This is a genomic window from Clostridium neonatale (assembly GCF_001458595.1).
Classification (GTDB): Bacteria; Bacillota; Clostridia; order Clostridiales; family Clostridiaceae; genus Clostridium; species Clostridium neonatale.
In genome coordinates, this window is sequence record NZ_LN890328.1 from 665,196 (window position 1) to 691,230 (window position 26,035).

At 29.9% G+C, this 26,035-nt stretch carries 23 protein-coding genes, 1 tRNA gene, 1 riboswitch and 1 other annotated feature; of the genes, 22 read left to right on the forward strand and 2 right to left on the reverse strand.

All coding sequences use genetic code 11. The annotated features are described in order from the left end of the window. Nucleotides 1-26: 26 nt before the first annotated feature. From BN2920_RS10200 to BN2920_RS10215, 4 genes are all read left to right on the forward strand, one after another. A complete protein-coding gene (locus tag BN2920_RS10200; RefSeq protein ID WP_058294904.1) occupies nt 27-1,388 on the forward strand; it encodes an aspartate aminotransferase family protein in 1,362 nt (453 codons plus the stop codon). A 30-nt stretch (nt 1,389-1,418) separates the two neighbouring features. After that, on the forward strand, nt 1,419-2,549 hold the full coding sequence (locus tag BN2920_RS10205) for an iron-containing alcohol dehydrogenase (protein WP_058294905.1): 1,131 nt from the start codon (nt 1,419-1,421) through the stop codon (nt 2,547-2,549). A 58-nt stretch (nt 2,550-2,607) separates the two neighbouring features. Further along, nucleotides 2,608-3,822: an aspartate aminotransferase family protein gene (locus BN2920_RS10210; RefSeq protein WP_058294906.1), complete on the forward strand. Its 1,215-nt coding sequence runs from the start codon at nt 2,608-2,610 to the stop codon at nt 3,820-3,822. Nucleotides 3,823-4,084: 262 nt separating this feature from the next. Next, nucleotides 4,085-4,166, forward strand: a riboswitch (cyclic di-GMP riboswitch). Between the two features lie 81 nt (nt 4,167-4,247). Beyond that, nucleotides 4,248-4,613 (forward strand): response regulator, encoded by a 366-nt coding sequence (locus BN2920_RS10215; protein ID WP_058294907.1) that lies wholly within the window; start codon nt 4,248-4,250, stop codon nt 4,611-4,613. Between the two features lie 96 nt (nt 4,614-4,709). Here the strand turns inward: BN2920_RS10215 and BN2920_RS10220 are convergent. Together BN2920_RS10220 and BN2920_RS10225 are read right to left on the reverse strand one after the other, a co-directional pair. Then, nucleotides 4,710-4,784: transfer RNA gene (locus BN2920_RS10220), tRNA-Cys, on the reverse strand. Between the two features lie 173 nt (nt 4,785-4,957). After that, complete coding sequence (locus tag BN2920_RS10225) at nt 4,958-5,662, reverse strand: DUF6873 family GME fold protein (RefSeq protein ID WP_058294908.1); 705 nt, start codon at nt 5,660-5,662, stop codon at nt 4,958-4,960. A 185-nt stretch (nt 5,663-5,847) separates the two neighbouring features. On the opposite strand from BN2920_RS10225, the gene ytxC reads away from it, so the two are divergent. The 18 genes from ytxC (at nt 5,848) to BN2920_RS10315 (ending at nt 25,949) form a co-directional block, all read left to right on the forward strand. Next, on the forward strand, nt 5,848-6,759 hold the full coding sequence (gene ytxC / locus BN2920_RS10230; RefSeq protein ID WP_058294909.1) for a putative sporulation protein YtxC: 912 nt from the start codon (nt 5,848-5,850) through the stop codon (nt 6,757-6,759). 155 nt (nt 6,760-6,914) lie between these two features. Further along, entirely contained in the window at nt 6,915-7,436 is a 522-nt protein-coding gene (gene infC, locus BN2920_RS10235) for a translation initiation factor IF-3 (protein ID WP_058296895.1), read from the forward strand. Nucleotides 7,437-7,457: 21 nt separating this feature from the next. Beyond that, nucleotides 7,458-7,655 carry a 50S ribosomal protein L35 gene (gene rpmI, locus BN2920_RS10240; protein WP_058294910.1) on the forward strand — a complete coding sequence of 66 codons (198 nt, stop codon included), beginning with the start codon at nt 7,458-7,460 and terminating at the stop codon, nt 7,653-7,655. Nucleotides 7,656-7,683: 28 nt separating this feature from the next. Next, entirely contained in the window at nt 7,684-8,043 is a 360-nt protein-coding gene (gene rplT / locus BN2920_RS10245; protein ID WP_058294911.1) for a 50S ribosomal protein L20, read from the forward strand. Nucleotides 8,044-8,184: 141 nt separating this feature from the next. Continuing rightward, a complete protein-coding gene (locus BN2920_RS10250; protein ID WP_058294912.1) occupies nt 8,185-9,528 on the forward strand; it encodes a TrkH family potassium uptake protein in 1,344 nt (447 codons plus the stop codon). Nucleotides 9,529-9,541: 13 nt separating this feature from the next. After that, on the forward strand, nt 9,542-10,213 hold the full coding sequence (locus BN2920_RS10255; RefSeq protein ID WP_058294913.1) for a potassium channel family protein: 672 nt from the start codon (nt 9,542-9,544) through the stop codon (nt 10,211-10,213). A 10-nt stretch (nt 10,214-10,223) separates the two neighbouring features. After that, nucleotides 10,224-11,012, forward strand: coding sequence for a TrmH family RNA methyltransferase (locus BN2920_RS10260; RefSeq protein ID WP_058294914.1), 789 nt, complete (start codon nt 10,224-10,226; stop codon nt 11,010-11,012). A gap of 57 nt (nt 11,013-11,069) precedes the next feature. After that, nucleotides 11,070-11,294: a binding site (T-box leader), on the forward strand. Nucleotides 11,295-11,377: 83 nt separating this feature from the next. Continuing rightward, on the forward strand, nt 11,378-12,397 hold the full coding sequence (gene pheS / locus BN2920_RS10265; protein WP_058294915.1) for a phenylalanine--tRNA ligase subunit alpha: 1,020 nt from the start codon (nt 11,378-11,380) through the stop codon (nt 12,395-12,397). 592 nt (nt 12,398-12,989) lie between these two features. Then, nucleotides 12,990-15,368 carry a phenylalanine--tRNA ligase subunit beta gene (gene pheT, locus BN2920_RS10270; protein ID WP_058294916.1) on the forward strand — a complete coding sequence of 793 codons (2,379 nt, stop codon included), beginning with the start codon at nt 12,990-12,992 and terminating at the stop codon, nt 15,366-15,368. 300 nt (nt 15,369-15,668) lie between these two features. Continuing rightward, the gene (gene mraZ / locus BN2920_RS10275) at nt 15,669-16,097 is read left to right on the forward strand and encodes a division/cell wall cluster transcriptional repressor MraZ (RefSeq protein ID WP_058294917.1); all 429 of its coding nucleotides are present in this window, start codon (nt 15,669-15,671) and stop codon (nt 16,095-16,097) included. A 12-nt stretch (nt 16,098-16,109) separates the two neighbouring features. After that, the gene (gene rsmH, locus BN2920_RS10280) at nt 16,110-17,042 is read left to right on the forward strand and encodes a 16S rRNA (cytosine(1402)-N(4))-methyltransferase RsmH (RefSeq protein ID WP_058294918.1); all 933 of its coding nucleotides are present in this window, start codon (nt 16,110-16,112) and stop codon (nt 17,040-17,042) included. A 54-nt stretch (nt 17,043-17,096) separates the two neighbouring features. Next, nucleotides 17,097-17,609, forward strand: coding sequence for an FtsB/FtsL family cell division protein (locus tag BN2920_RS10285; RefSeq protein ID WP_230132133.1), 513 nt, complete (start codon nt 17,097-17,099; stop codon nt 17,607-17,609). Between the two features lie 71 nt (nt 17,610-17,680). Beyond that, nucleotides 17,681-19,933 (forward strand): stage V sporulation protein D, encoded by a 2,253-nt coding sequence (locus BN2920_RS10290; RefSeq protein ID WP_058294920.1) that lies wholly within the window; start codon nt 17,681-17,683, stop codon nt 19,931-19,933. Between the two features lie 81 nt (nt 19,934-20,014). Then, the gene (locus BN2920_RS10295) at nt 20,015-21,472 is read left to right on the forward strand and encodes a UDP-N-acetylmuramoyl-L-alanyl-D-glutamate--2,6-diaminopimelate ligase (protein WP_058294921.1); all 1,458 of its coding nucleotides are present in this window, start codon (nt 20,015-20,017) and stop codon (nt 21,470-21,472) included. A gap of 66 nt (nt 21,473-21,538) precedes the next feature. Continuing rightward, nucleotides 21,539-22,906, forward strand: a complete 1,368-nt coding sequence (locus BN2920_RS10300) for a UDP-N-acetylmuramoyl-tripeptide--D-alanyl-D-alanine ligase (RefSeq protein ID WP_058294922.1) — start codon at nt 21,539-21,541, stop codon at nt 22,904-22,906. A 17-nt stretch (nt 22,907-22,923) separates the two neighbouring features. Continuing rightward, a complete protein-coding gene (gene mraY, locus BN2920_RS10305; RefSeq protein ID WP_058294923.1) occupies nt 22,924-23,898 on the forward strand; it encodes a phospho-N-acetylmuramoyl-pentapeptide-transferase in 975 nt (324 codons plus the stop codon). 21 nt (nt 23,899-23,919) lie between these two features. Next, nucleotides 23,920-25,041 carry a stage V sporulation protein E gene (spoVE, locus tag BN2920_RS10310; protein ID WP_058294924.1) on the forward strand — a complete coding sequence of 374 codons (1,122 nt, stop codon included), beginning with the start codon at nt 23,920-23,922 and terminating at the stop codon, nt 25,039-25,041. 155 nt (nt 25,042-25,196) lie between these two features. After that, a complete protein-coding gene (locus tag BN2920_RS10315; protein WP_058294925.1) occupies nt 25,197-25,949 on the forward strand; it encodes a cell division protein FtsQ/DivIB in 753 nt (250 codons plus the stop codon). Nucleotides 25,950-26,035: the final 86 nt, after the last annotated feature.

Genomic DNA, 26,035 nt, shown 5'->3' on the forward strand with positions numbered 1-26,035 from the left:
AAATTATGAACAAGGGGATGTTATAAATGTTAAAAAATGATTTACCAAAAATAATAAGTGAAAGTTTACCTGGACCAAAAGCTAAGAAAATTATAGAACGACGTAAAGAAGCTGTACCAAGTGCCATAAAATGCGTGTATCCTGTTGTCATTGAACGTGGAGAAGGGGCTGTGATTGAAGATGTAGATGGAAATAAATTTTTAGATTGGATCGGTGGAGTTGGGGTACTAAATGTGGGATTCGGCCATCCTGAAATTATTGAGGAAGTAAAAAAACAATCAGAAAAATATTTTCATGGGATGTTTAATATAGTTACTCATGAAGGATATGTGAAATTAGCTGAAAAGTTAAATGAAATTGTTCCTGTTAAAGGTGATAAAAAGAAAACATATTTTGCAAATAGTGGTGCAGAAGCAGATGAAAATGCAATAAAGGTGGCAAAAGCATTTACTAAAAGACCTAATATAATTTGTTTTTCAGGAGCATTTCATGGAAGAACTAATTTAACTATGGCAATGACATCTAAAAAAGCATATGCAAAAGGACTTGGACCATTTCCAGAAGGAGTATATAGGGCGGAATTTCCCTATCTTTATAGAAAGCCAAAGGGAATGAGTGATAATGAAGCTATAGAGTATTATATAAATTCTATATATAAAGTATTTGAAGAATGTTCATCTGCTGAGTATATAGCAGCAATTGTTGTTGAGCCTGTACAAGGTGAAGGAGGATTTATTCCTGCACCAATAGAATGGGTTAAAGCTGTACGTAAAATATGTGATGATAATGGAATATTGTTGATTGCAGATGAAGTACAAAGCGGATTTTGCCGTACAGGAAGAATGTTTGCAAGTGAATATTGGAAAGAAGAAGGAGTTATGCCAGATATTTTAGCTACTGCAAAATCTATTGGTGCAGGACTTCCACTTAGTGCAATTGTAGCAAGAGAAGAAATAATGGAAAGTGTTCTTGGAGGAACCATTGGAGGAACTTATTGTGGTAATCCATTAGCATGTGCAGCAGCAATTAAAACTATAGAAATAATGGAAAGAGATAATTTTGCAAAACGTTCTTTAGAAATAGGTGAGAAGGTTCAAAAGAGATATAGAGAATGGATGGAAAAATATGATGTAATAGGTGATGTAAGAGGTCTTGGAGGAATGATTGGAATGGAATTTGTTACAGATAAAGAATCTAAAAATCCAAATACAGCAATTGTTTCAGAAATAATAGAAGAGGCAGTTCAAAATGGACTTATGTTAGAAAACTCAGGAACTTGTGGACAAGTAATACGATTTTTAGCGCCTCTTGTAATGACGGATGAACAATTAGAAGAAGGCCTTAAGATTTTTGAAAGAGCTATAGAAAAGTTCAGTAGCAAAAATTAAGATCAAAAATAAATATGGAGATGAATTTTGATGAGATTTAATTACAATTTACCAGTAAATATTATATTTGGAAGAGGACGAGTTGAAGAATTAGGAGTTGAGACTGCTAAGTATGGTAAGAAAGCATTAATTGTTACAGGAAAAAGCAGCACAAAGAAAACTGGTCTGTTAGATAAAGCTGTATCTTTACTTGAAAAAAATAAAATTAAAGCTGTGATTTTTGATAAAGTAGAGCAAAACCCGTTAACGACTACTGTCTACAAAGGAGCAGATATTGCAAAAGAAGAGAGGTGTGATGTTATTGTTGGCCTTGGTGGTGGAAGCATAATGGATGCTGCAAAGACAATTGCTTTTGTTACATTAAATGAAGGAGATGTTTCAGATTATATATATGGAAAAAAATTAAGTGACAAAGCACTTCCTATAATATTAGTTCCTACAACTTGTGGAACAGGAAGTGAAGGAAATGGATTTGCAGTATTAACAAATCCTGAGAATAATGATAAAAAATCTTTAAGATGTAATGCTATAATCGCAAAGGCATCCATAGTAGATCCAGAGCTTATGACTACAATGCCAAAGCATATTTTAGCATCAGTTGGGTTTGATGCACTTTGTCACAATATGGAGGCATATATATCTAAAAATGCCCAGCCAATTACTACAATGATGGCACTACAGGGAATTGAATTAATAGGAAAAAATTTAGTTAGAGCTTATAAAAATCCAGAAGATATGGAAGCATTTGATGCGATAACATGGGCAAGTACATTAGGTGGAATGGTAATCAATACTGCTGGGGTAACAGCAGCACATGGCATGGAACATCCTGCAAGTGGATTAAGAGATATTGTACATGGAAGAGGCCTCGCAGCATTGACACCTGTTATCTATGAGGAATCAATATGTGTAGCGCCTGAAAAATTTGCTGTAATATCAAAATTATTGGGTGGAGCTGATGAAAATGACTGTGTAAAGTCAATAAGAAAATTATTAAAAGATATAGATTTAGAGACAACACTTAAAGAGCAGGGGATAAAAGAAGAAGATATAGATTGGATGTCAGAAAATTGCTTAAAGGTATCTCAAGGAAGTATGAATATTCATCCTGTGAAATTTGAATTAGAAGATATTAAAAGAATATATAGAAAAGCACTTTAATAAAGTAGTATCAGAATTTAATTTGAATTAAATAAATTACGAGTAAGGGGAATTTATCATGAAATTAAAAGATGTAAAACTATCAAAAGAAGAATTAAAAGGATTAGTAAGCAAATATATGATTGATACTTACGAAAGATTTGATTTTGTAGCAGAAACTGCAAAAGATATGTACTTGTATGATGAAGGTGGTGATGGATATTTAGATTTTTATGGTGGTATTGCAGTTAATAGTGCAGGGAATTGTAATGAAAAAGTAGTAGCCGCTATTAAGGATCAGGTAGAAGATATAATCCATACATTTAATTATCCATATACAATTCCTCAAGCATTACTTGCAAAATTAATTTGTGAGACAATAGGGATGGATAAAATTTTTTATCAAAGTACAGGGACAGAAGCAAATGAAGCAATGATAAAAATGGCAAGAAAATATGGAGTGGATGAATATGGACCAAACAAATATAATATTGTAACAGCTAAAAATGGTTTCCACGGAAGAACATATGGATCTATGTCAGCAACAGGACAACCTGATAATGGATGTCAAATTGGATTTAAGCCAATGGTACCTGGATTTACTTATGCTGAATATAATAATTTGCAAGCATTTAAAGATGAATGTACGGAAAATACAATAGCTATAATGATTGAACCAATACAGGGAGAAGGTGGAGTACATCCAGCAACACAAGAATTTATGCAAGGGCTTAGAAAACTCTGCGATGAAAAAGGAATGCTACTATTATTGGATGAAGTTCAAACAGGATGGTGCAGAACCGGTAAAACTATGGCATACATGCATTACAATGTAAAACCGGATATTGTGTCAATGGCGAAAGCTATGGGAGGCGGAATGCCAATAGCAGCAATATGTGCAACTGAAAAAGTGTCTAAAGCATTTACACTTGGATCTCATGGAACAACTTATGGAGGAAATCCAGTATGTTGTGCGGCTTCATATGCACAAATTAATGAATTAATTGATAAAGACTTAGCAGGAAATGCTGAAAAGATGGGAGAATATCTTAAAGCTAAGTTAAAAGAGTTACCACATATAGTAGAAGTGCGTGGAAAAGGATTATTAGTTGGGGTTGAATTTGACCAAAATATTGCTGTAGATGTTAAGCATGCATGTTTTGATAGAAAGCTTTTAATTACAGCTATTGGAGGAAATACAATTCGTATGGTTCCACCGCTAATATTAAATGAAGAGGATTGTGATAAAGCTTTTGAAATAATAAAGGAATCAGTAGATGACGTTGTTAAATAATCTGCAGTAATTAAAAGCCTGTTGAGTATCTCAATAGGTTTTTTGAATATTAATATTTGAAGATGAGTAGTAGTTAAGTTTATGTTTATAATCGAAGAAATAATGTGATGTTTTTAATAATGAATTAAAAACATGAGAAATATTGGACGAAAACGTGAATTTATGTGAAAATCTTGAAGAAATGAAAATTAATGATTGAAAATTAAAGCCTTTAATGATAATATAAGTATAGAATTTAGTACAAGCTAAAAGTATAAAAAATAATTTAATAGGGCAAAGCAGTTGAAAAGCTGTGACGCAAAGCTAGAGGGCCTTTTCCTAATGGATGGCAGCCAGTTGCATTTTACATAAGGGGCTATTTCATTTAAAAAATGCAATAAAGCTCTTTTTTAATGCCTTTGTCTATTTATAAATAGGAGGAAAAAATGAGTAAAAAAATTTTGATATGTGATGATACTATATTTATGAGAAAGATGCTTAGAGAAATTTTGACAGAAAACGGTTATGAGGTAGTTGGAGAAGCTGAAAATGGAAAAGTGGCCATAGAAAAATATAATCAGTTAAGTCCAGATTTAACTTTGATGGATATAACTATGCCAGAAATGGATGGAGTTAATGCACTTATTGGGATTCTTGAAAGTGATGTTGATGCCAATGTAATCATGTGTTCTGCAATGGGACAGGAAAACGTTGTAGTTAGTGCAATAAAAGCAGGAGCCAAAGACTTTATAGTTAAACCTTTTAAAAATGAAAGAGTAGTAGAAGCGGTAAGAAGAACAATCGGAGATTAATGATGTATTAACCTAAAAAATCTAAAATAAATATGTTTTAAAACAAAAAGGAAAAAGCTCGTAGGCGAGAGAATTCTCAAGTCTACGGGCTTTTTATGGAGGCACCACCCAGATTTGAACTGAGGAATAAAGGTTTTGCAGACCTCTGCCTTACCACTTGGCTATAGTGCCTTAATCTTAATTAAATATCTTATATTAATAATATAGCTAAATTGAGAAAAAATGTTACTAAAAAATCTCATTTTAAAATAAAATCTGCATAAGCCTAGAAAAATAGGACTTATGCAGATTTTATTTTTAAAAGTAACATACAGAAACACAAATCATATTATATATGGACATGACTAAAGAGTAAGCAGACTGCCCCTGTCTATTAATTTACCTTTTCTAAGATAAATTGGCTCAATGTCATATTTAAAAAGAAACTCTTTTATTTTATTTCCGTATTTATAATATGATAAATCACCAAAGAAAGCCATCTTGTTATTTGAAATCATTCCACCAACGCCACCTATAAATCCATAATTTAAAGATGGAAGTAGTATATCACCAGGAGGTACCAATAATATATCAAAATCATAATTTTTTAATACGTTAAAAATTCCTTTATCACTAGTTATCAATGAATTTTCTCTCACCGGCAGTACAGAACACTTGGTATAACCTTGAGGCACAGAAATAACAATTTTATAATTTTGAGAACCAAGTAGATTTTCATCAGTATATTTTGTATTGTGTATGAAATATTTATCGGTTATAAATGCATTTAAAAAAATATCTCCAGGATATGTATTAGACAAAGTATTTTTTGAAACAATATATTTTATGTTGTTATCAAGTAGAAAATTTTTAAAATTATTATGGATTTTATTATGGATTATTACTTTATGTTCACTATCATTTTTTAAAATATTCATTTGAATATCTGGATGACCATTAATTGCTTTATATACAAGATCACATTGTGGTACCGATATAACATTAAGGTTTAAAGCAGAAAGATTCAATAATTCTTCTTTACTAATTCTATAATCAACAAAACAATACATTGAAAAACTCCTTAAGATTTATTTTATTAGAATGTTGCTACAATTATATTTTTATTCTATATATAACATGGTGTCAATAAATTTAATTTATATCTAAACATTATAGGAAAATATTCAACTTACAATTATTTAGGGAAAAAACAAATAAAATTATACATACAAATATTAAGAAGGGAGTGAAATCCATGCTTATTTTAAAATTAGCTTATGATGATGATTTGTCTTTTTCGAAAGATTTGCAAGAGCTAAGAGAACGACTTAAGAAGAAAGATATTTTAATAGGGCTTGTAGAAAGCATAGAAGGCAAGACTCATATAATTAAAATAATCTGTGAAGAAAATTGCTATAATGAAAAGATAAAAGAAATTATTAATATGTATGTTAGCAATATTTTATATAGAATTGTTATTGAGAATTATAGAAAAAAAGAAATGTTCGAGTTTTTAACTGATAATTATTTTTTCTTAAAGCAAAATGAAATATTAGAAATAGAAAATGAAATAATGAAAGTATTAAAATGTGAAGATTTAAATGATAAAGAAGGTAGCGTATATTGTTTAAATAGAATAAATTCTATAATAAACAAAATACAAGAATGCATAAGTGAAAATCAGGAGATAAATGTTGATGGTTTTTTAACATTTAGAATGAGAAAGTTACGAAAAGAAATAGAAGAAGTAATAGAGAAAGTAATTGAGATGTACATGGTAGAAAAAGAATATAATGAGTTTGTAAAACTGTTAAAATATTTTGTTAATATTCAAGAATGCAAGATAGAGGAAGTAAACATTATTATTAATGAAGATAATAAATATAAAGTAGAAGATAAAGAAGGAAGAGATTTATATAAAGATTTTTTAAAGGAATTAACTGGAGATGAAAAAGATTTAGAAGTGAATATCGAAGATATATTGATCAGCGGTCTTATAACAAGTTCTCCAGAGAATATAGTCATTCATGGAAAGGAAAATTGCAATAATAAAGAGTTCCTTGAAACTATTGAAAATGTATTTGGAAACAAAGTGAGATATTGTGATAAAATAGATGAGTGTATAGAAATAAAAAATATGAGTAAAAATGTTGACATATATAAATAATGATGATATACTCATATTCGTTAAGAAGAAACAGCCGTTTCTCACCCTGCAGTGTCTAATGATTACTAGTAGAGGTTATATGTCTATGCATTATTTTGATTGAGATGACGGCTATTATGGCCGTCTTTTTTATTGTGTATAGATATTTTTCGGAGGTGAAAAAAATTAGTAAAGATTATTCTATTAATGACCAAATTAGAGAAAGAGAACTAAGAGTAATTGGAAGCGATGGAGAACAATTAGGTGTTATTTCATCAGCAGAAGCAAGAAGAATTGCTGAAGAAAAAGATTTAGACTTAGTAATGATTTCTCCTAATGCAAAACCACCAGTTTGTAAGATTATGGACTTTGGTAAATACGTATATGAGCAATCAAAAAAAGAAAAAGAAGCTAAGAAAAAGCAAAAAGTAGTAAATATTAAAGAAATTAGAGTAAGTCTTAATATTGAGGAACATGATATTGACATAAAAGCAAAAAATGCAAGAAAGTTCCTATTAGATGGAGATAAAGTTAAAATTACTGTTAGATTTAGAGGAAGAGAAATGGAATTAGGTCACATGGGTGAAAAAATTCTTGAAACTTTTATATCTAAATTAGAAGATGTCTGCCTAGTAGAGAAAAGACCAAAAAGAGAGGGCAGAAACATGACATTAGTTTTAGGGCCTAAAAAGGCATAACTTGAGAGGAGGATTTTAATCATGCCAAAAATGAAAAGCCATAGAGGTGCAGCAAAAAGATTCAAAAAGACAGGTACAGGAAAGCTTAAGAGAGCTAAAGCATTCAAGAGCCACATCTTAACAAAGAAGAGCTCAAAGACTAAGAGAAATCTTAGAAAAACTGGATATGTTTCAAAATCAGAAGCTAAAGTAATTAAGAAATTATTACCATACCTATAAGATAGAGTTGGTACAGGAGGTTTAAGTAATGGCAAGAGTAAAGAGAGCAAAGAACGCTCGTAAAAATCATAAAAAAGTTTTAAAACTTGCAAAAGGATATTACGGTGGAAAAAGTAAGTTATATAAAACTGCTAATGAATCAGTAATAAGAGCATTAAGAAATGCATACGTTGGAAGAAAGAACAAGAAGAGAGATTACAGATCATTATGGATCGCTAGAATCAATGCAGCAGCTAGAATGAACGATATGTCTTATTCTAAGTTCATGAACGGATTAAAAGTTGCTGAAGTTAACATCAACAGAAAAATGTTATCTGAAATAGCTATCAATGATCCTAAAGCATTTGCTGAATTAGTAGCAGTAGCTAAAAAAGCTTTAAATGCTTAATTAAAATGCGGCTTTAAGTCGCATTTTCTTTATATATATTTAAAATAATATATAATATAAGTAAGTTTATTTAGGTATAATAGTAATAGAACTATTATATCTATTTTTATTAGTATTTATTAACCTAGAGGTGATTTACATATGGAAAAGAATATAAAGAAATTCAAGCTACATCCAGTTCAGATATTGTCTTTAGGCTTTGCGATAGTAATATTAATTGGTGCAATTTTATTGAGTTTACCAATATCATCAGTAGATAACAATTATACAAACTTTTTAGATGCTTTATTTACATCAACATCTGCAGTTTGCGTTACTGGGCTTATAACAATAGATACTGGTACGTATTGGAATGCTTTTGGGCAGTGTGTTATTTTGATGTTAATTGAAATTGGTGGACTTGGATTTATGTCATTAACCACCTTTATAGCTGTTCTTTTAGGTAAAAAAATAACTCTTAGAGACAGACTGATAATGCAGGAAGCTATGAATACCTTTAAGATAGAAGGATTAATAAAAATGTTACAATACGTTCTTGGATTTACAATAATAATACAGCTTGCTGGAGCAGTTCTGTTATCGACTCAATTCATACCTCAATTGGGATTAAGCAAGGGGATTTTTTTCAGTATTTTTCATTCAGTTTCTGCTTTTTGTAATGCTGGATTTGATTTAAATGGAAATTTTAGCAGTTTAACAGGATATGCAAATAATTCTATTATTTTGTTAATACTTAGTTTTCTAATAATAATAGGTGGTTTGGGTTTTACAGTGATAATAGAATTGTACAATTTTAAAAAGAAAAAGAAATTATCAATAAATTCCAAAATAGTTTTATTAGTAACTGGAACTTTAATTATCATTGGAACAATATTAATGTTATGTTTTGAATATAAAAATCCAGAAACATTAGGAGTGATGAATGCAAAAGACAAGTTGCTTAATGCATATTTTGCAGCAGTTACTCCAAGAACAGCTGGGTTTAATAGTATATCTACAGATGGCATGAGTATAGCGGGTAAATTTATTACAATAATACTTATGTTTATTGGTGGATCGCCAGGATCAACTGCTGGAGGTCTTAAAACAACAACTGTTGGAATTTTAGTTCTTACAGTAATATGTGTACTAAAAGGAAGAGAAGAAACGGAAGCATTTGGAAGAAGATTTTCAAAAGAAACAGTTTATAAATCATTTACAATAGTAGCTGTTGGTGTTATGTGGGTTGTTATTGTTACTTTGATGTTAACTATACTAGAGCCTCAACATTCATTTATTAATTTGTTTTATGAAGCAGCATCAGCATTTGGAACAGCTGGACTTAGTACTGGTGTAACTCAAAGTATAGGAGGATTAAGTAAAATTTTATTAATAATGAGCATGTATATTGGAAGAGTTGGCCCTTTGACAGTTTTATTTGCTATTATTAATAGAAATAAGAAAAAAGGATATAAATATCCGGAAGGAAAAATACTAATTGGATAGGGGAATGATTAAAATGTCAAAAAAGCAATTTCTTATTATAGGATTAGGTAGATTTGGATCCTCTATAGCAAAAACAATATATGAACTAGGCCATGATGTGCTGGCAATTGATAAAGATGAGGAAAAAGTACAAGAAATTTCAGATTATGTAACTCATGCAGTGCAAATGGATTCAACGGATGAAAGCATACTGAAAACTTTAGGTGTAACAAACTTTGATGTGGCAGTAGTTACTATAGGATCTAACTTACAAGATAGTGTAATGGCTACTCTTATTTTAAAGGAATTAGGAGTAAAATATATAATAGCAAAAGCTAATAATGAACTACATGCAAAAGTATTAACGAAAATAGGGGCGGATAAGGTTGTTCTTCCTGAAAGAGATATGGGTACAAGAGTTGCTCACAATCTTGTTTCTTCAAATATATTGGATTATATAGAATTATCCGAGGAATACAGCATATTAGAGATAGAAGCAATTAAAGAATGGTTTAATAAGTCACTAAAAGAGATTGAAATTAGAAAAAAACATGGGATAAATGTTGTTGCTATAAAAAGAGGAGAAAAGGTTAATATATCACCTTCAGCAGAAGATATTATAAAAGAAAATGATGTTTTAGTTGCTCTTGGAAGTGCTAAAGATCTTAATAAATTTGAAAGTATGATTTCAAGAAAAAATAAGTAGAGGTGTAAATTTGATTTTTATAGAAAGTAAAGAAAATAATTTATTTAAAGAAACTAAGAAGCTTAAAGAAAGAAAACATAGAAATAGAAATAATAGATATATAATTGAGGGCTTTAGATTGATAGAAGAAGCATTTAAAGCTGATTTGCCTATTGAATATTTAATTATAACTAAAGAAGAAAATGAAAAAATGAGTACATATATTGAAAAATATTTAAAGGATGATATAAAGATTTATTTGATGAGCGATAGTTTGTTTAAAGAATTAATTTCAACAGAGCAACCTCAAGGTATACTTGCTGTAGCTAATATGCAAAATAATTATTTAAAAGAAAATGGAAGCTTCTATTTATTATGTGATAAAGTTCAGGATCCGGGGAATCTTGGTACAATAATTAGAACGGCACATGCTGCAGGTGTAGATGGAATTATACTTACTAAAGGTACTGTTGACATATATAATGAGAAAACTATAAGATCAACAATGGGATCTTTATTTTATATACCAGTTGTTTATGATGATGAGAATTTATCTTTAGTAAAAAAGCTAAAGGAAGAAAGTTTTAAAATACTAGTAACATCATTAGAGACGGATAAGGATTTTTATGAAGAAGATTTGAAAGGAAGAATATTATTAACTGTTGGTAATGAAGGAAACGGAGTTAGTGATGAAATTTACGAAATTGCTGATACAAAGGTAAAAATACCTATGCCTGGTAATGCTGAATCCTTAAATGTTGCAATAGCTACTTCAGTAATAATATATGAAAAAATTAGACAAGAAAGATGTAAAAATTAAAAAATAATATTGATATTTTTTAATTTTATTTGTATAATGAATTATATTAATTGCATATAAAAAACGTTGAATGAGAAAAGTAGATATTATGAAGTTTTAAGGGAGAGAAGGTCATAGACTGTAAGCCTTCTTAAATGAATTGATATTGAAGTTCACTCAGGAGTTCCAGTTGTGAAATTATAGTAGTGACTGGCGGCAAAAAAAGTCGTTAATTAAATTAAGTTGGGTTAATCTTGAGTAAGAGAACCAATTAGGGTGGTAACGCGATAATTCGTCCCTTTCTGTATGAAGGGGCGATTTTTTTATGCAAATTTATAAATTATCAATTTTATATGAAATTGAACTTGTTTGAAAGGAGAAAAATAATGAAAGAAAAACTTAAAGAATTACAAGAACTTGCATTAAAGAAAATTGAAGATGCTAAAAGCAGTAGCGATTTAGAAGAAATAAGAGTAAAGTTCTTAGGTAAAAAAGGAGAACTTACTACAATATTAAGAGGTATGGGTCAAGTGTCTCCAGAAGAAAGACCTATAGTTGGTAAATTGGTTAATGAAGCTAAAGCAGCAATAGAAACAAAACTTGAAGAAATAGTTAATTCTATTAAAGAAAAAGAAAAAGCTAATAAACTTGCTAATGAAACTATTGATATTTCACTTCCAGGAAAGAAAAAAGTTATAGGAAAAAGACATCCTCTTGATTTAACACTTCAAAAAATGGAAGAAATCTTTATTTCAATGGGATTTACAATTGAAGAAGGTCCAGAAGTAGAGCTTGATCACTATAATTTTGAGGCTTTAAATATTCCAAAGAATCATCCAGCCAGAAGTGAACAAGATACTTTCTATATTAATGACAATATAGTTTTAAGAACTCAAACTTCACCAATTCAAATTAGAACAATGGAAAAACAAACTCCACCAATAAAGATGATATCTCCAGGAAAAGTTTATAGATCAGATGCAGTAGATGCTACTCACTCACCTATATTTTATCAAATGGAAGGCCTTGTAATTGATAAAGGTGTTACTTTTGCAGATTTAAAAGGGACTTTAGAGCTATTTGCGAAGAAGATGTTTGGAGATAAGGTTCAAACTAAATTTAGACCTCATCATTTCCCATTTACAGAACCATCAGCTGAAATGGATGCAACTTGCTTTGTATGTGGCGGAGAAGGATGTAGAGTATGTAAAAACAGTGGTTGGATAGAGCTTTTAGGTTGTGGTATGGTTCATCCAAATGTTCTAAGAAATTGTGGGATTGATCCAGAAGTTTATAGTGGATTTGCTTTTGGATTTGGTGTAGATAGAATGGTTATGCTTAAGTATGGTATAGATGATATAAGATTATTATATGAAAGTGATATGAGATTTTTAAATCAATTTTAGATAATATTTTATTTTAGAGGAAATTTGAATTCTTGGGAAATCATTAATAAAAGTGTGAAGTATAAATATTATAAAAAATTTTCTTTAATAGCTAAAGTTTTGCAATAAAAAATATATATTCCTAAGAATATAAGAATATAAGAATATAAGAATATAAGAATATAAGAATATGCTTATTTTATGGGGGCAGAAGGGATTCTTTTAGTGGAAACACATACTCATATACGTTTAAATAGGAACGTATCACATGGTTGTGATGCGGGCTTTACCACTAAGCCGTATCTAGCTAAGTGGTAAATGCCACCGATTCGCACCAAATACAAGATTTTGGATCTCTGCTTAAGGAAACATCTTCATCAGTAGATGAAGATGGGCCATACTGCTAGACTCGTACATCACCAAGCATTATATGCCAAAGAGTAGATATTGTTAACTTGGGGAATTTTGTTATTTGATGTGCTTTGAGGTAAGTAATAAAATAAAAAAATGGAATTTTAATGAAGATTTCAAAAACTCAATGTACTTTGACTATAAATGCAAGTATATATGAAAATTAGTTATTTGTACATTGAAAAAAAAGGAGGATATAAAAATGAAAGTACCATTTACTTGGTTACAAGATTACGTTGATATAAATGTAAGTCCTAAGGAGTTAGGAGATAAATTAACATTAACAGGTTCTCAGCTTGAAGAAGTAATAATTCAAGGAGATACTATTGATAAAGTAGTTACAGGAAAAATTACAAAGATTGAAAAGCATCCAGATGCAGAAAAATTAAGTATCTGTCAAGTTAATATTGGAAGTGAAGAAATTCAAATAGTAACAGCTGCTACTAATATGAAAGAACAAGATGTTGTTCCAGTTGCACTTCATGGTTCAACGTTAGCAGACGGAACTAAAATAAAGAAGGGGAAGCTTAGAGGAGAAGTATCGAATGGTATGTTCTGCTCAGAAGAAGAACTTGGAATTGCTGGAGATGAGCCTGTACATGGATTGATGATATTACCACAAGATATTGCTCTTGGAGTTGATATTAAAGAAATCTTGGGATTAAATAAAGCTATATTGGATTTTGATATAACTTCAAACAGACCAGACTGCTTAAGTATGGTTGGTATGGCAAGAGAAACTGCAGCCGCACTTAGAACTTCGTATAAAATGCCAAACTTGGACTATAAAGCTGAGTGTAGTATAAATATAAATGATGAATTAAAGGTAGAAATTAAAGATGATCTTTGCTACAGATATATGGCGAGAGGAGTAAAAAATGTTAAAATTGCTCCGTCACCAAGCTGGATGCAAGAAAGACTTCTTGAAGCTGGAGTAAGACCAATAAATAATATTGTTGATATAACTAACTTTGTAATGCTTGAAATTGGTGAGCCGATGCATGCATTTGATAAAAGAGAGCTTACAAATAATAAGATAGTTGTTGAAAGAGCTAAAGAAGGTGAAAAGTTCACTACTCTAGATGAAGTTGAAAGAACCTTAGATAGTAGTGTTCTTTGTATAAAGGATAATAAGAGAACAATAGGATTAGCTGGAATAATGGGGGGATTAAACTCAGAAATCAAAGATGATACAACAGAAGTTGTATTTGAATGTGCAAACTTTGATGGAACTAATATAAGAGTCAATTCTAAAAAGCTAAACTTGAGAACAGAAGCTTCATCAAGATTTGAAAAGGAAATAGATCCAAATCTTGCACAATTAGCAATAGATAGAGCATGTGCTTTAGTATGTGAATTAGATGCTGGAGAAGTAATGGAAGGCACAATAGATGTATATAACAATAAAAAGGAAGCAGGAAAAGTTATTGTTAATTCTAAATGGGTTAATACGTTCCTTGGAACAGACATATCTGTAGAAGAAATGAAAAGATGCTTAGACAGCGTTGATTTATTTACAGAAATTGATGGTGATAATTTAGTAGTAACAGCTTCAACTTTTAGAGTTGATATTGAAATTAAAGAAGATATAGCTGAAGAAATAGCAAGGATTTATGGATATGATATCATACCAACTACAATATTTAAGATTTCAACTGAAAGAGAACCACGATACAAAAAAGGTCTTTTAGATGAAAAAGTTGTATTATTTGCAACAGGTAGTGGCTTAAATCAAGCTATAAGTTATTCTTTTGTATCACCTAAGGTATTTGATAAAATAAATCTTCCAAAGGATAGTGAACTTAGAAATGTTGTTAAGATTAAAAATCCATTAGGTGAAGACTATAGCGTTATGAGAACTACAACATTACCATCAATGATGGAATGCTTGGGAAGAAACTACTCAAGAAATAATTCATATGCAAGATTATTTGAAATGGGTAAAATATATATTCCAAGTGGTGAAGAAGATAAACTTCCAACTGAAAAGAATATTTTAACAATTGGTATGTATGGAGATTGTGATTATTTAGATCTTAAGGGTACTGTTGAAAATATTACAGAAGGTCTTGGAGTGAAAAGTGCTAAGTATATTCGTGAAAGCGAAGATCCAAGTTATCATCCTGGCAAGACAGCAAAATTGGTTGTTAGAGGGAAGGAAATTGGAGTTTTAGGAGAAATTCATCCAGATGTTTCTGAAAATTATGGTGTTGATACTGAATGTTATGTGGCACAAATCAACTTAGATAATTTATATGAAGCAGCAGATATGGATAGAAAGTATAAACCATTACCTAAATTCCCAGCTGTGACAAGAGATATTGCACTTCTTGTTGAAGACAGTGTATTAGTTCAAGAAATTGAAGACTGTATAAGAAAAGCTGGTGGCAATATAGTTGAAAAGGTAGAATTGTTTGATATTTATAAAGGAAAGCAAATTCCAGATGGTAAAAAGAGTATAGCATATGCAATTGCTTATAGAGATGAAAATAAAACATTGACTGATAAAGATGTTAATAAAGTTCACGAGAAAATATTGAGATCTTTAGAATATAAATTAGGAGCAACACTTAGAGATTAATAATTAAGAAATTAATAAAGCCGAAATAAATTATATCATGAATTTATTTCGGCTTTTTTGGTGAAAATCCTATAAATTTGTAATATAAATATTACTTAAAATGTGGAGATCTGCAATTTGGAAAGATTCAATTAAGATAAATTTATTTTTTATATTAAATTTATCTTAATTTTTTTAAAGTTTTAGAAGGAAAAATAGATTATATATAGAATATAACTTAAGAAAGTGGTTTAAAGTGGTGTAAAGTGGATAGAAATAGAGCAAATAACCATATTAGTATTAAAAGTGGAGCTGATAAATATGTTTTTTGGTGAATATCAACATGCATTAGATACTAAAAACAGAATAATTGTGCCAGCGAAGCTTAGAGAAGAACTTGGAAATAAGTTTGTTATTACCAAGGGACTAGATGGGTGTTTATATGTTTATCCACTGGCTGAATGGAAAATTCTAGAAGAGAAATTAAAAACTTTACCTTTGACCAACAAAGATGCTAGAGCTTTTGTTAGATTCTTTTTTTCTGGCGCTTGTGAAATAGAGTTAGATAAGCAGTATAGAGGAGTAATTCCACAAAACTTAAAAGAATATGCAGGCATAGAAAAGGACATAGTAAGTATAGGAGTATTATCTAGAGTAGAAATTTGGAGCAAAGAAAAGTGGGATGAATATAATGAGTCAAATATAGATTTTGATTCTATTTCAGAGAAGATGAATGATTTAGGAATATAAGGAGTTTTTATTATGGAATTTAAGCATGTATCAGTCTTATTAAATGAATGTATAGAAGGACTAAATATAAAGCCAAATGGGACGTATGTTGATTGTACTTTAGGCGGTGCTGGGCATTCTTCACACATATTAAAGAATCTATCAAAAGATGGAGTTCTTGTTGGAATAGATCAAGATAGAGATGCCTTAACAGCAGCTAAGGAAAGGCTTAAAGATTATGATAATGTTAGATATGTTCACAGCAACTTTTATAATATAGATAATATTTTAAGTGACTTGGATATTGAAAAAGTAGATGGAATTTTAATGGATTTAGGAGTTTCTTCGTATCAGCTAGATGAGGCATCAAGAGGTTTTAGCTATATGCAGGATGCACCTTTAGATATGAGAATGAATAGAGATAATGATTTTTCAGCATATGATATTGTAAATAATTATAGTGAAGAACAATTATATAAAATAATTAAAGATTATGGAGAAGAAAGGTTTGCTAAAAGAATTGCTAATTTTATAGTAAATGCAAGAGAAATAAATCCTATACAAACTACTTTAGAATTAGTGGAAATAATAAAAAATGCTATTCCTGCTAAAGCAAGGAGAGAGGGGCCTCATCCTGCTAAGAGAACTTTCCAAGCTATAAGAATAGAAGTGAATTCAGAACTTAAAATATTAAATAAGACAATAGAAGATGGAGTGGAAAGACTAAATAAAGGCGGAAGAATGGTTATAATAACATTCCATTCTTTGGAGGATAGAATAGTTAAATTAAAATATAGAGAATTGGAAAATCCATGCACCTGCCCTAAAGAATTTCCTATGTGCGTGTGTGGCAAGAAGCCAACAATAAAGGTACTTACTAGAAAGGGATTAGCTCCATCAAAAGAAGAAATTGAAGAAAATCCAAGAAGTAGAAGTGCAAAAGTTAGAATATTAGAAAAAATTTAGTAATTATTTGTTTGTATAATTTATTATGTTTATTTGAGTAGGGATGTGAATAAAATGAGAAAAGGAGAATATGATTATATAAAAGGTAGTACAGCAACAAAACCAGCTAGAAGAAGTAATGTACAAAATCCAAACAGAGAATATAAAGAAACACATAAGGTAAAACAAGACAGAAAAGCAAAATTAAAGACTAAAAAGAAAAATGATAGGCGATATGTCCTTAGTGTAGCAGGAATAATTTTATGTTTTGGATGTGCTACTATTTTAGGAGATAGTAAAGTTTATAACATGCAAAAGCAAGTCCGCCAGTTAAATACTGAAATTAATCAAATGCAAGAAGAAAACGAAGCATTAAAGGTTAAAATATTGAAATTTTCTTCATTAAGTAATATACAAGAAAGTGCAGAAGCGAAACTTGCAATGGTTATGCCACAAAAGGAAGATACCATAAAAGTAAACTTTTCAGAGAACTATTTTAAAAATGTAAAAGATAAAACTGAAAATGAAGAAAATCATAAAGAAAGTAAAGGCGGAATAATTTCAAAATTATTTGGCTTTACAAAATAGTGATTTTGTATATTTAACTGCTTCACATAAAAGGAATTAAGCTATCTATAAAAATAGATGGGGGAAGAAAGTTGAAAAGAAATAATTATAAAGATAGAGCAAAAATGAGGCAAAGAATGAGCATCGTAATCTTAGGATTAACAGTTGTTTTTGCTATCTTAACTACTCGATTAACTTATATAATGACTGTTAAAAGACAGGAATATGCTGCAAGAGCGGAAGAACAATGGACTAGTGAAGTAAAAATAGATGCTATAAGAGGAAAAATATTAGATAGAAATGGAAAAGAACTTGCTGTATCTGCCAATGTATATAGAGTTGACTTTGATTTAAATTCAATAAGATCATATTTAAAACGTGATCTTACAGAAGATAGAATTAGAGAACTTAACAGTATAGGTATAACTGTCTCTAAAGGGAAGACAGAACTTACAATGGATGATATTGCACCAGCTATTGCCACTGCTCTAGACTTAGATGTTAATAAGGTAAAAGAAAAATTAGAAACTAAGCTTCCAAGTGGTGCTCAAGCAGGATCTGCAACTCTTATAAGAAGAATTGAAAAAGAACAGGCTGATAAAGTTAAAGCGCTTAACATTAGTGGCGTATTGGTATCTCCAGATACAAAAAGATATTATCCTAATAATAATTTCTTAGCGCATGTACTTGGAAGTACTAATATTGATGGTACGGGTCTTACAGGTGTAGAACTAGAGTATAACTCGTATTTATCAGGTGTTCCAGGAATGAAAATTACCGAGCTTGATAAAAACAATAATGATTTACCATATACAATATCTCAATTTACTTCTCCGGTAAATGGTAAGGATGTAACTCTAACAATAGATGAAAATATACAGTATTTCGCTGAGAAAGCAGCCAAACAAGCTTATGAAGATAATATGGCAAAAGCAGTTTCAGTATTAGTAATGGATCCTCATACTGGTGAGATTCTTGCAATGGTTAATAAACCTGATTTTGATCCTAATGAACCATATGAAGGATATGAGAATTTTGATGGAGCTAATAAAAGTGAGCAAATACAAAAAATGTGGAGAAATAGACTTGTAAATGATACATTTGAACCTGGTTCTATTTTCAAGGTAATTACTGCAATCACTGCTCTTGAAGAGGGGCTTGTTAATGAAAATAGTACATTTTTCTGTGGAGGTTCTTATTCAGTAGGAGGTATACATCCGAAATGTTGGAGGACTCAGGGACATGGGACTCAAACTTTTCCAGAGATTATACAGAACTCATGTAATGTAGCATTTATTCAATTAGGACAGCTTATTGGAAAAGAAAAATTAAGTGAATATATAAATAAATTTGGATTTGGAAAAACTAGTGGAGTAGATTTGCCGGGAGAAGCCTCTGGTATTGTAAAGAAAGTTGATAATATTTCAGAAGCTGATTTAGCTACCATATCTTTTGGACAGACTAATACGGTAAATTCAGTACAATATATGGCTGCATTAAATGCTATTGCAAATGGTGGAACATTAATACAGCCTCATGTAATGAAAGAAGTAACTCATGAGGATGACAATGGAGTGAAAATAGTAGATGAAGCATTTAGCCCTAAAAAAACTACAGTTGCGAGTGAAGAAACTACTAAAGCTCTTAGAACATATCTTGAAAGAGTTGTTATGTATGGATCTGGTAATAGTACATTTATAGAAGGATATCATATTGGAGGCAAGACTGGTACTGCACAAAAAGTTGAGAATGGAAGATATCAAGATGGAAAATATATATCATCTTTTGTTGGGATGGCACCAGTAGATGATCCAAAGGTAACTATAATGATTACAGTAGATGAACCAAGTAATGGTGCTTATTACGCAGGTCAAGTTGCTGCACCATATGCAAAAAATCTATTTATGGATATATTTAATTATTTAGATAATAAATTCTCAGATGAAAATACGAGTCAAATATCTAGAGATGTGGTAATCCCAGATGTTAGAAATCTTAAGGTTGACGAAGCTAAAAAAGTCTTAAAAGAAGCTAAATTAGATTTTACTATTGATGGCAGTGGTGAAAAAGTTGTAGACATGAGTCCATACCCAGGATATTCTGTAAAAGAAGGATCAAAAATAAATCTTTACACAGGAAGTGACGCGACTTATAATAATAATGTTGCAATGCCTGATGTTAGAGGATACAGTAAAGAAAATGCAGAAGCTCTACTAAGTGGCTTAGGTATAACTTCTTCTTTTGAAGGAGAAGGAACTATAGCTGATCAAAGTATTTCGCCAGGAGAAATAGTAAGTAAGGGCACAAGTGTTAAATTTACATTGAACTCAGATTATGAAGATTAATCAAAAGATAAGATATAGCATGTGGGATGCTCACATGCTATATTTTTTTAGATATATAAAATAAGAGAGTGAGGTTGTTTTATGGAATTAAAAAATATTTTAACAAATATAGATTATGAACTTGTATGTGGAAATGTTACTAGTACAATAAATAAAATTAACTATGATAGTAGAAAAGTTGAAGAGAACGATATATTTGTATGCATAAAAGGTTTTGCTACAGATGGTCATAAGTATATTAATAAGGCTATAGAAAATGGAGCAAAAGTAATAATAATTCAAGATGATGTAAAAATACAGAACGAAAATATTATTGTAATAAAAGTAAGTGATACAAGAAAAACATTGGCATGTATAGGGGCAAATTACTATAATAATCCAAGCAAGAAGATGAAGGTCATAGGAGTCACAGGAACTAATGGTAAAACAACAACTACTTTTATGATAAAGGATATATTAGAAGCAGCAGGGAAAAAAGTAGGCTTAGTAGGGACAATAGCAAATTATATTGGAAAGGAAAAAATTCATACTGAGAGAACAACACCTGAATCTCTAGAACTTCAAGAATTATTTAGTGAAATGGTAGAAAAGGGTGTGGAATATTGCATAATGGAAGTATCTTCACATTCTTTGGAGTTAGATAGAGTCTATGGAATACAGTTTGAAGGTGGAATATTTACTAATTTAACAAGGGATCATTTAGATTTTCATAAAACATTTGAAAATTATTATAAAGCAAAATTTAAGTTGTTTGAAAGATCACGTATAAAATTAGTTAATATTGACGATAATTACGGAAAACAAGTAATTGAAGACTTAAACTTATTAAATGCCAAGGATATATATTCATTTTCTCTTAAAAATAAATCAGATTTTAAAGCATTTGATGAAAATATGGGAAGTAAAAATATTAACTTTAAAGTCAAATTAGATAAGGAAGAGGAATTTGTTTTAAATATTCCGGGCGATTATAATGTTTATAATTCTTTAGGTGCAATAGCCATGTGCTATAAGCTTGGAATAGATATAAATGCTATTAAAAAAGGAATAGAAGAAACTTTAGTACCTGGAAGATGTGAAAGAGTTTGCAAAGAATACAACCTTCCTTATGAAATAATAGTAGATTATGCTCATACTCCGGATGGTCTTTTAAATATACTTGAAACGGCCAAGGCATTTACAAAAGGAAAATTAATTTCTGTATTTGGATGTGGTGGGGATAGAGATAAAGTAAAAAGACCTCAAATGGGAAAAATAGGAGTAGATATATCTGATATAGCAATAATAACTTCAGATAATCCAAGAAGTGAAGATCCAATGTCTATAATAGAAGATATAAAGGCTGGATTAGATAAAAATAACTATATAATAATAGAAAATAGAAAAGAAGCTATAAGAAAAGCTATTTCAATTGCTAAGAAGGATGATGTTATTGTAATTGCTGGAAAAGGCCATGAAACATATCAGATTTTAAAAGATAAAACTATACATTTTGATGAAAGAGAAGTAGTAAAAGAAATACTTGATTCAATGAATTAAGTATTAATAATTAATTATAAATTTGAATTAATTGTGAATCATGAATTGAATTAAGGGGTGGATGTTTTGGAATTAAGTTTAGATGAAATTGTGAAAGCAATTGATGGGAAAATAGTAATAAACAAAGAAAATTTAATTTTTAATGAAGTCTGTACTGATACAAGAAAAATAGAAAAAGACAATTTATTTATTGCTTTAAAAGGTGCAAATTTTAATGGAAATGATTATGCAAATATGGCTATAGAAAAAGGTGCATCACTTGTAATAATTGATGAAATAAAATTTGATATTAATGAATTTGAAAATAAAGCGGTTGTAATTAAGGTGGCTGATACCAAAAAAGCCCTTGGAAATTTAGCCAAGTATTATAGAAAAAAATTAGGAATCAAGGTTGTTGGAATAACAGGATCAACTGGGAAAACATCTACCAAAGATTTGGTTGCAGCATTTCTTAGTGGGAAATATAGAGTTTTTAAAACACAAGGAAATTTTAATAATGATATAGGATTGCCACTTATGATATTAAAATTAGATAAAAATTATGATATAGCAGTTCTTGAAATGGGAATGAATAACTTTGGAGAAATAAGAACACTGGCTGATATTGCAAGACCAGATATTGCTGCAATAACTAATGTAGGTGTAGCTCATATAGAATATTTAAAGACTAGAGAAAATATACTTAAAGAGAAGATGAGTATATCACATTATTTTGGTGAAAAGAATGAGCTTATAATAAACTGTGAAAATGATATGTTAAGAACTGTAGATATAAACCAAGGCTTTGTATTGCAAAGAACTGGTTATAGTAAAGATTGTGATCTTTATGCAGAAAATTTGGAATTAAATAGTGAAAGTACAATTTTCGATGTAGTTACTAGAGAAAATAAGAGATATAGATTTGCTTTAAATATGGTTGGAGAGCACAATATACTAAATGCATTACTTGGAATACAGGTTTCACTAGATTTAGGTGTTACATTTGATGAAATGAAAAAAGGCCTAGAAAACTTTAAAGCTACGTCTATGAGATTAGAAATTATAAATAAAAAGAATTTTACAATAATAAATGACTCATATAATGCAAATCCAGATTCAATGAAAGCTGCACTTGATGTACTCTATAATTATTCAGGAAAAAGAAAAATAGCAGTACTTGGTGATATGGGAGAGCTTGGAGAGTATGCTAGTAAGGGGCATACTGAAGTTGGAGAATATGCAACAACAAAAGCTGATGTATTACTTACAACTGGTGAATTTAAAAAATGTTACGAAGAAGGATTTAAGGGAACATGTATGATTTTCGCCAATAAAAAGGATATTATAAATAAATTAAAAGAATTTATTAAAGATGAAGATATAATTTTAGTTAAAGCATCAAGAAGTGCTAAATTTGAAGAAATAGTTAGTGAAATAGACGAAATATTTGAATAGACAGAGGAGGAAGAAAAATGGGGGAATCAATTAAAGGAGCTTTAAATTTGAATATATTAATACCTTTATTAATGGGACTTATATTTTCAATCATACTCGGACCTATTTTTATACCATTGTTGCATAAGCTGAAATTTGGGCAAAATATAAGAACTGATGGTCCTAAGAGTCATTTAAAGAAATCAGGAACACCAACAATGGGAGGAATAATATTTTTTCTTGCGACAGCACTTACTATTATTATAATGGGATATAAAGTCAATTCAAAAGAAATGATAATATTATATTCATTATTAGCATTTGGATTTATCGGATTCTTAGATGATATACTAAAGATAATTCATAAAGATAATTTAGGACTAAAAGCTATGCAAAAAATGATATTACTACTATTATTTTCAATTGCATTTGCGTGGTATGGATATAAATATGTAGGAACATCAATATTAGTTCCTTTTGCTAATTTTAGTATTGATTTAAAGATATTATATATACCATTTATAATAGTTTACTATGCTGCTGTAACAAATGCAGTAAATTTAACAGATGGTTTAGATGGGTTAGCTACATCTGTAACGATAATTGTATTAACATTTTTTGCTATAGTTGGATATAAAACAGGCAATGTATATATAACTACATTTTCATTAGCACTTATCGGTGCACTAATTGGGTTTTTAAAATTTAATGCTTTTCCAGCTAAGATATTTATGGGAGACACAGGTTCACTAGCACTCGGAGGAGCTATAGGGACTATGGCGTTGATGCTTAAAATGGAATTATTAGTGATAATAGTTGGTGGTATATATGTATTTGAAACATTATCAGTAATAATTCAAGTTACATCGTTCAAATTAACAGGAAAAAGGGTGTTTAAAATGGCACCAGTACATCATCATTTTGAGCAACTTGGATGGAGTGAAGTAAAAATAGTAACAGTTTTTTCAATTATCACTGCAATTCTATGTGTTATCGGGTTTATAGCAATTTAAAATTAAGTGGAGGATTTATGCATGAAAAAAAAGAAATCCAAAAATAAAATGGGAGAAATAGACTATGGTATATTTTATGCTGTGATATTACTTTTAGCAGTTGGTATTGTAATGGTATATTCAGCTAGTTCATATTATGCAATGTTTAAAAATAATGATAGTATGTTTTACTTAAAAAGACAGCTTATTTTTGCGCCTTTAGGTATAGGAACAATGTGTTTTATGATGTCATATGATTATCATAAAATTAAGAAATATACATTTGCTTTAATGATAGCTACTATTCCTTTATTATTAGCAGTATATTTATTTGCACCTATAAATGGTGCACAAAGATGGATACAACTAGGACCTTTTAGTTTCCAGCCATCAGAACTTACCAAGTATACAGTTGTTTTGTTTCTTGCTATGAGCCTTGAAGTTAAAGGTGAAGGAATTAAGGATTTTATAAAAGGAATCATACCATATTTAGGAATAGCAGGATTATATGCAGCATTAGTACTTGCACAAAAAAGTTTAAGTATAGCCTCAGTAATTATGATAGTTACATTTATTATGCTTTTTTCGGCAGGAGGAAGAATTAAACATCTTTTTGGGTATGTAGCTCCAACTATGGTAGCTGCCGCATTGTTCTTCACATTTTCAAGTGATTATAGAAGAGCAAGGATGCTTAATTTCATAAATCCATGGCAGGATCCAGCAGGGGATGGCTATCAGTTAATTCAATCATTTTATGCTTTAGGAGCTGGTGGACTTACTGGACTTGGCTTGGGTCAATCAAGGCAGAAAACATTGTATATGCCAGAACCGCATAATGATTTTATATTTTCTATAATAGGAGAAGAACTAGGACTTATAGGATGTGTGCTCATAATCGCATTATTTGTATTTTTTGTTTGGAGAGGAATAATGGTTGCAATGAAGGCAAAAGATGTATATGGAAGTCTACTTGCTGTAGGAATAACATCAGTAATTGCAGTTCAATCTCTTATAAACATCGCGGTTGTAACAGGATCAATGCCTGTTACAGGAGTGCCACTGCCGTTTATAAGTTATGGTGGAAGTGCACTTGTTATAAATATGGCTGCTATGGGAATACTTTTAAACATATCACGTCAGACAGAGGGCAAAAGTGAGTTTTAAAAATAAATAATAAAGATTTTTCAAATGCAGAGTAGATTATAAATGCAGTCTATTCTGCATTTATTATTGAAATTTTAATGAAAATATATAATTAAAGTGGTATGATATAATATATGAAAAATATAGAAACAGATTAAATAGAAATAGGGATGGGTATGATAAAGAAAAATAATAAATATATTAAAAAAAGACGAAATAAAATAATGATAATAAAATTATTATTTTTAATATCTTTTATAGTAATTGGTTTTAGTATATTTGCATGCAAGTCTGATTTTTTCACTATTAAGAAAGTTGCTATTTTAGGAAATCCAGCTATGAGTGGAGAAGATGTAAAAGAAAAAACCGAATATCTAATAGGCCAGAATATATTGTTTATAGATAAAGAACATATAAATTCTCAGGCTAAAAGCAATGCATATGTGGAAGCTGTAAAGATAAAAAAAATTTATCCTAGACAGGTTAATATAACATTATCAGAAAAGAAAGCTATATATTACGTGGAAATAGATGATAAAATATATGTGCTGAGTGATAAATTAGTAGTATTAGAAGACAGTGCAAATATAGAAAATAGAAGTTTAATTAAACTTAATGGAATCACCATTGATAATCCAGTGCTTGGACAAATTGGAATAAAAGATGAAAGAATCTTGAATATTTTAACTATATTTTCTAAGATAGCAGAAGTTAATCCAACGAATTTTAATATAGATTCTATTGATTTAGCGGATCTTATGAATATAAAAGTATATATCGGAGAAGTTGAAGGAAGACTAGGTAATGATGAGAATTTACCAGATAAAATGAATAAACTAATGCATATAATTGAAGATCCATCTATAGAACTAAAAAAAGGATATGTAGATGTTGGATTTGAAGGTTCTCCTATATATTATAGTGAATAAGAAGAAAAATGGATATTAAATTGCAATTTTTTTTATTACAATAATCTCATTACTAATGTTTATTAAAAATAATTACGATTTTGAAA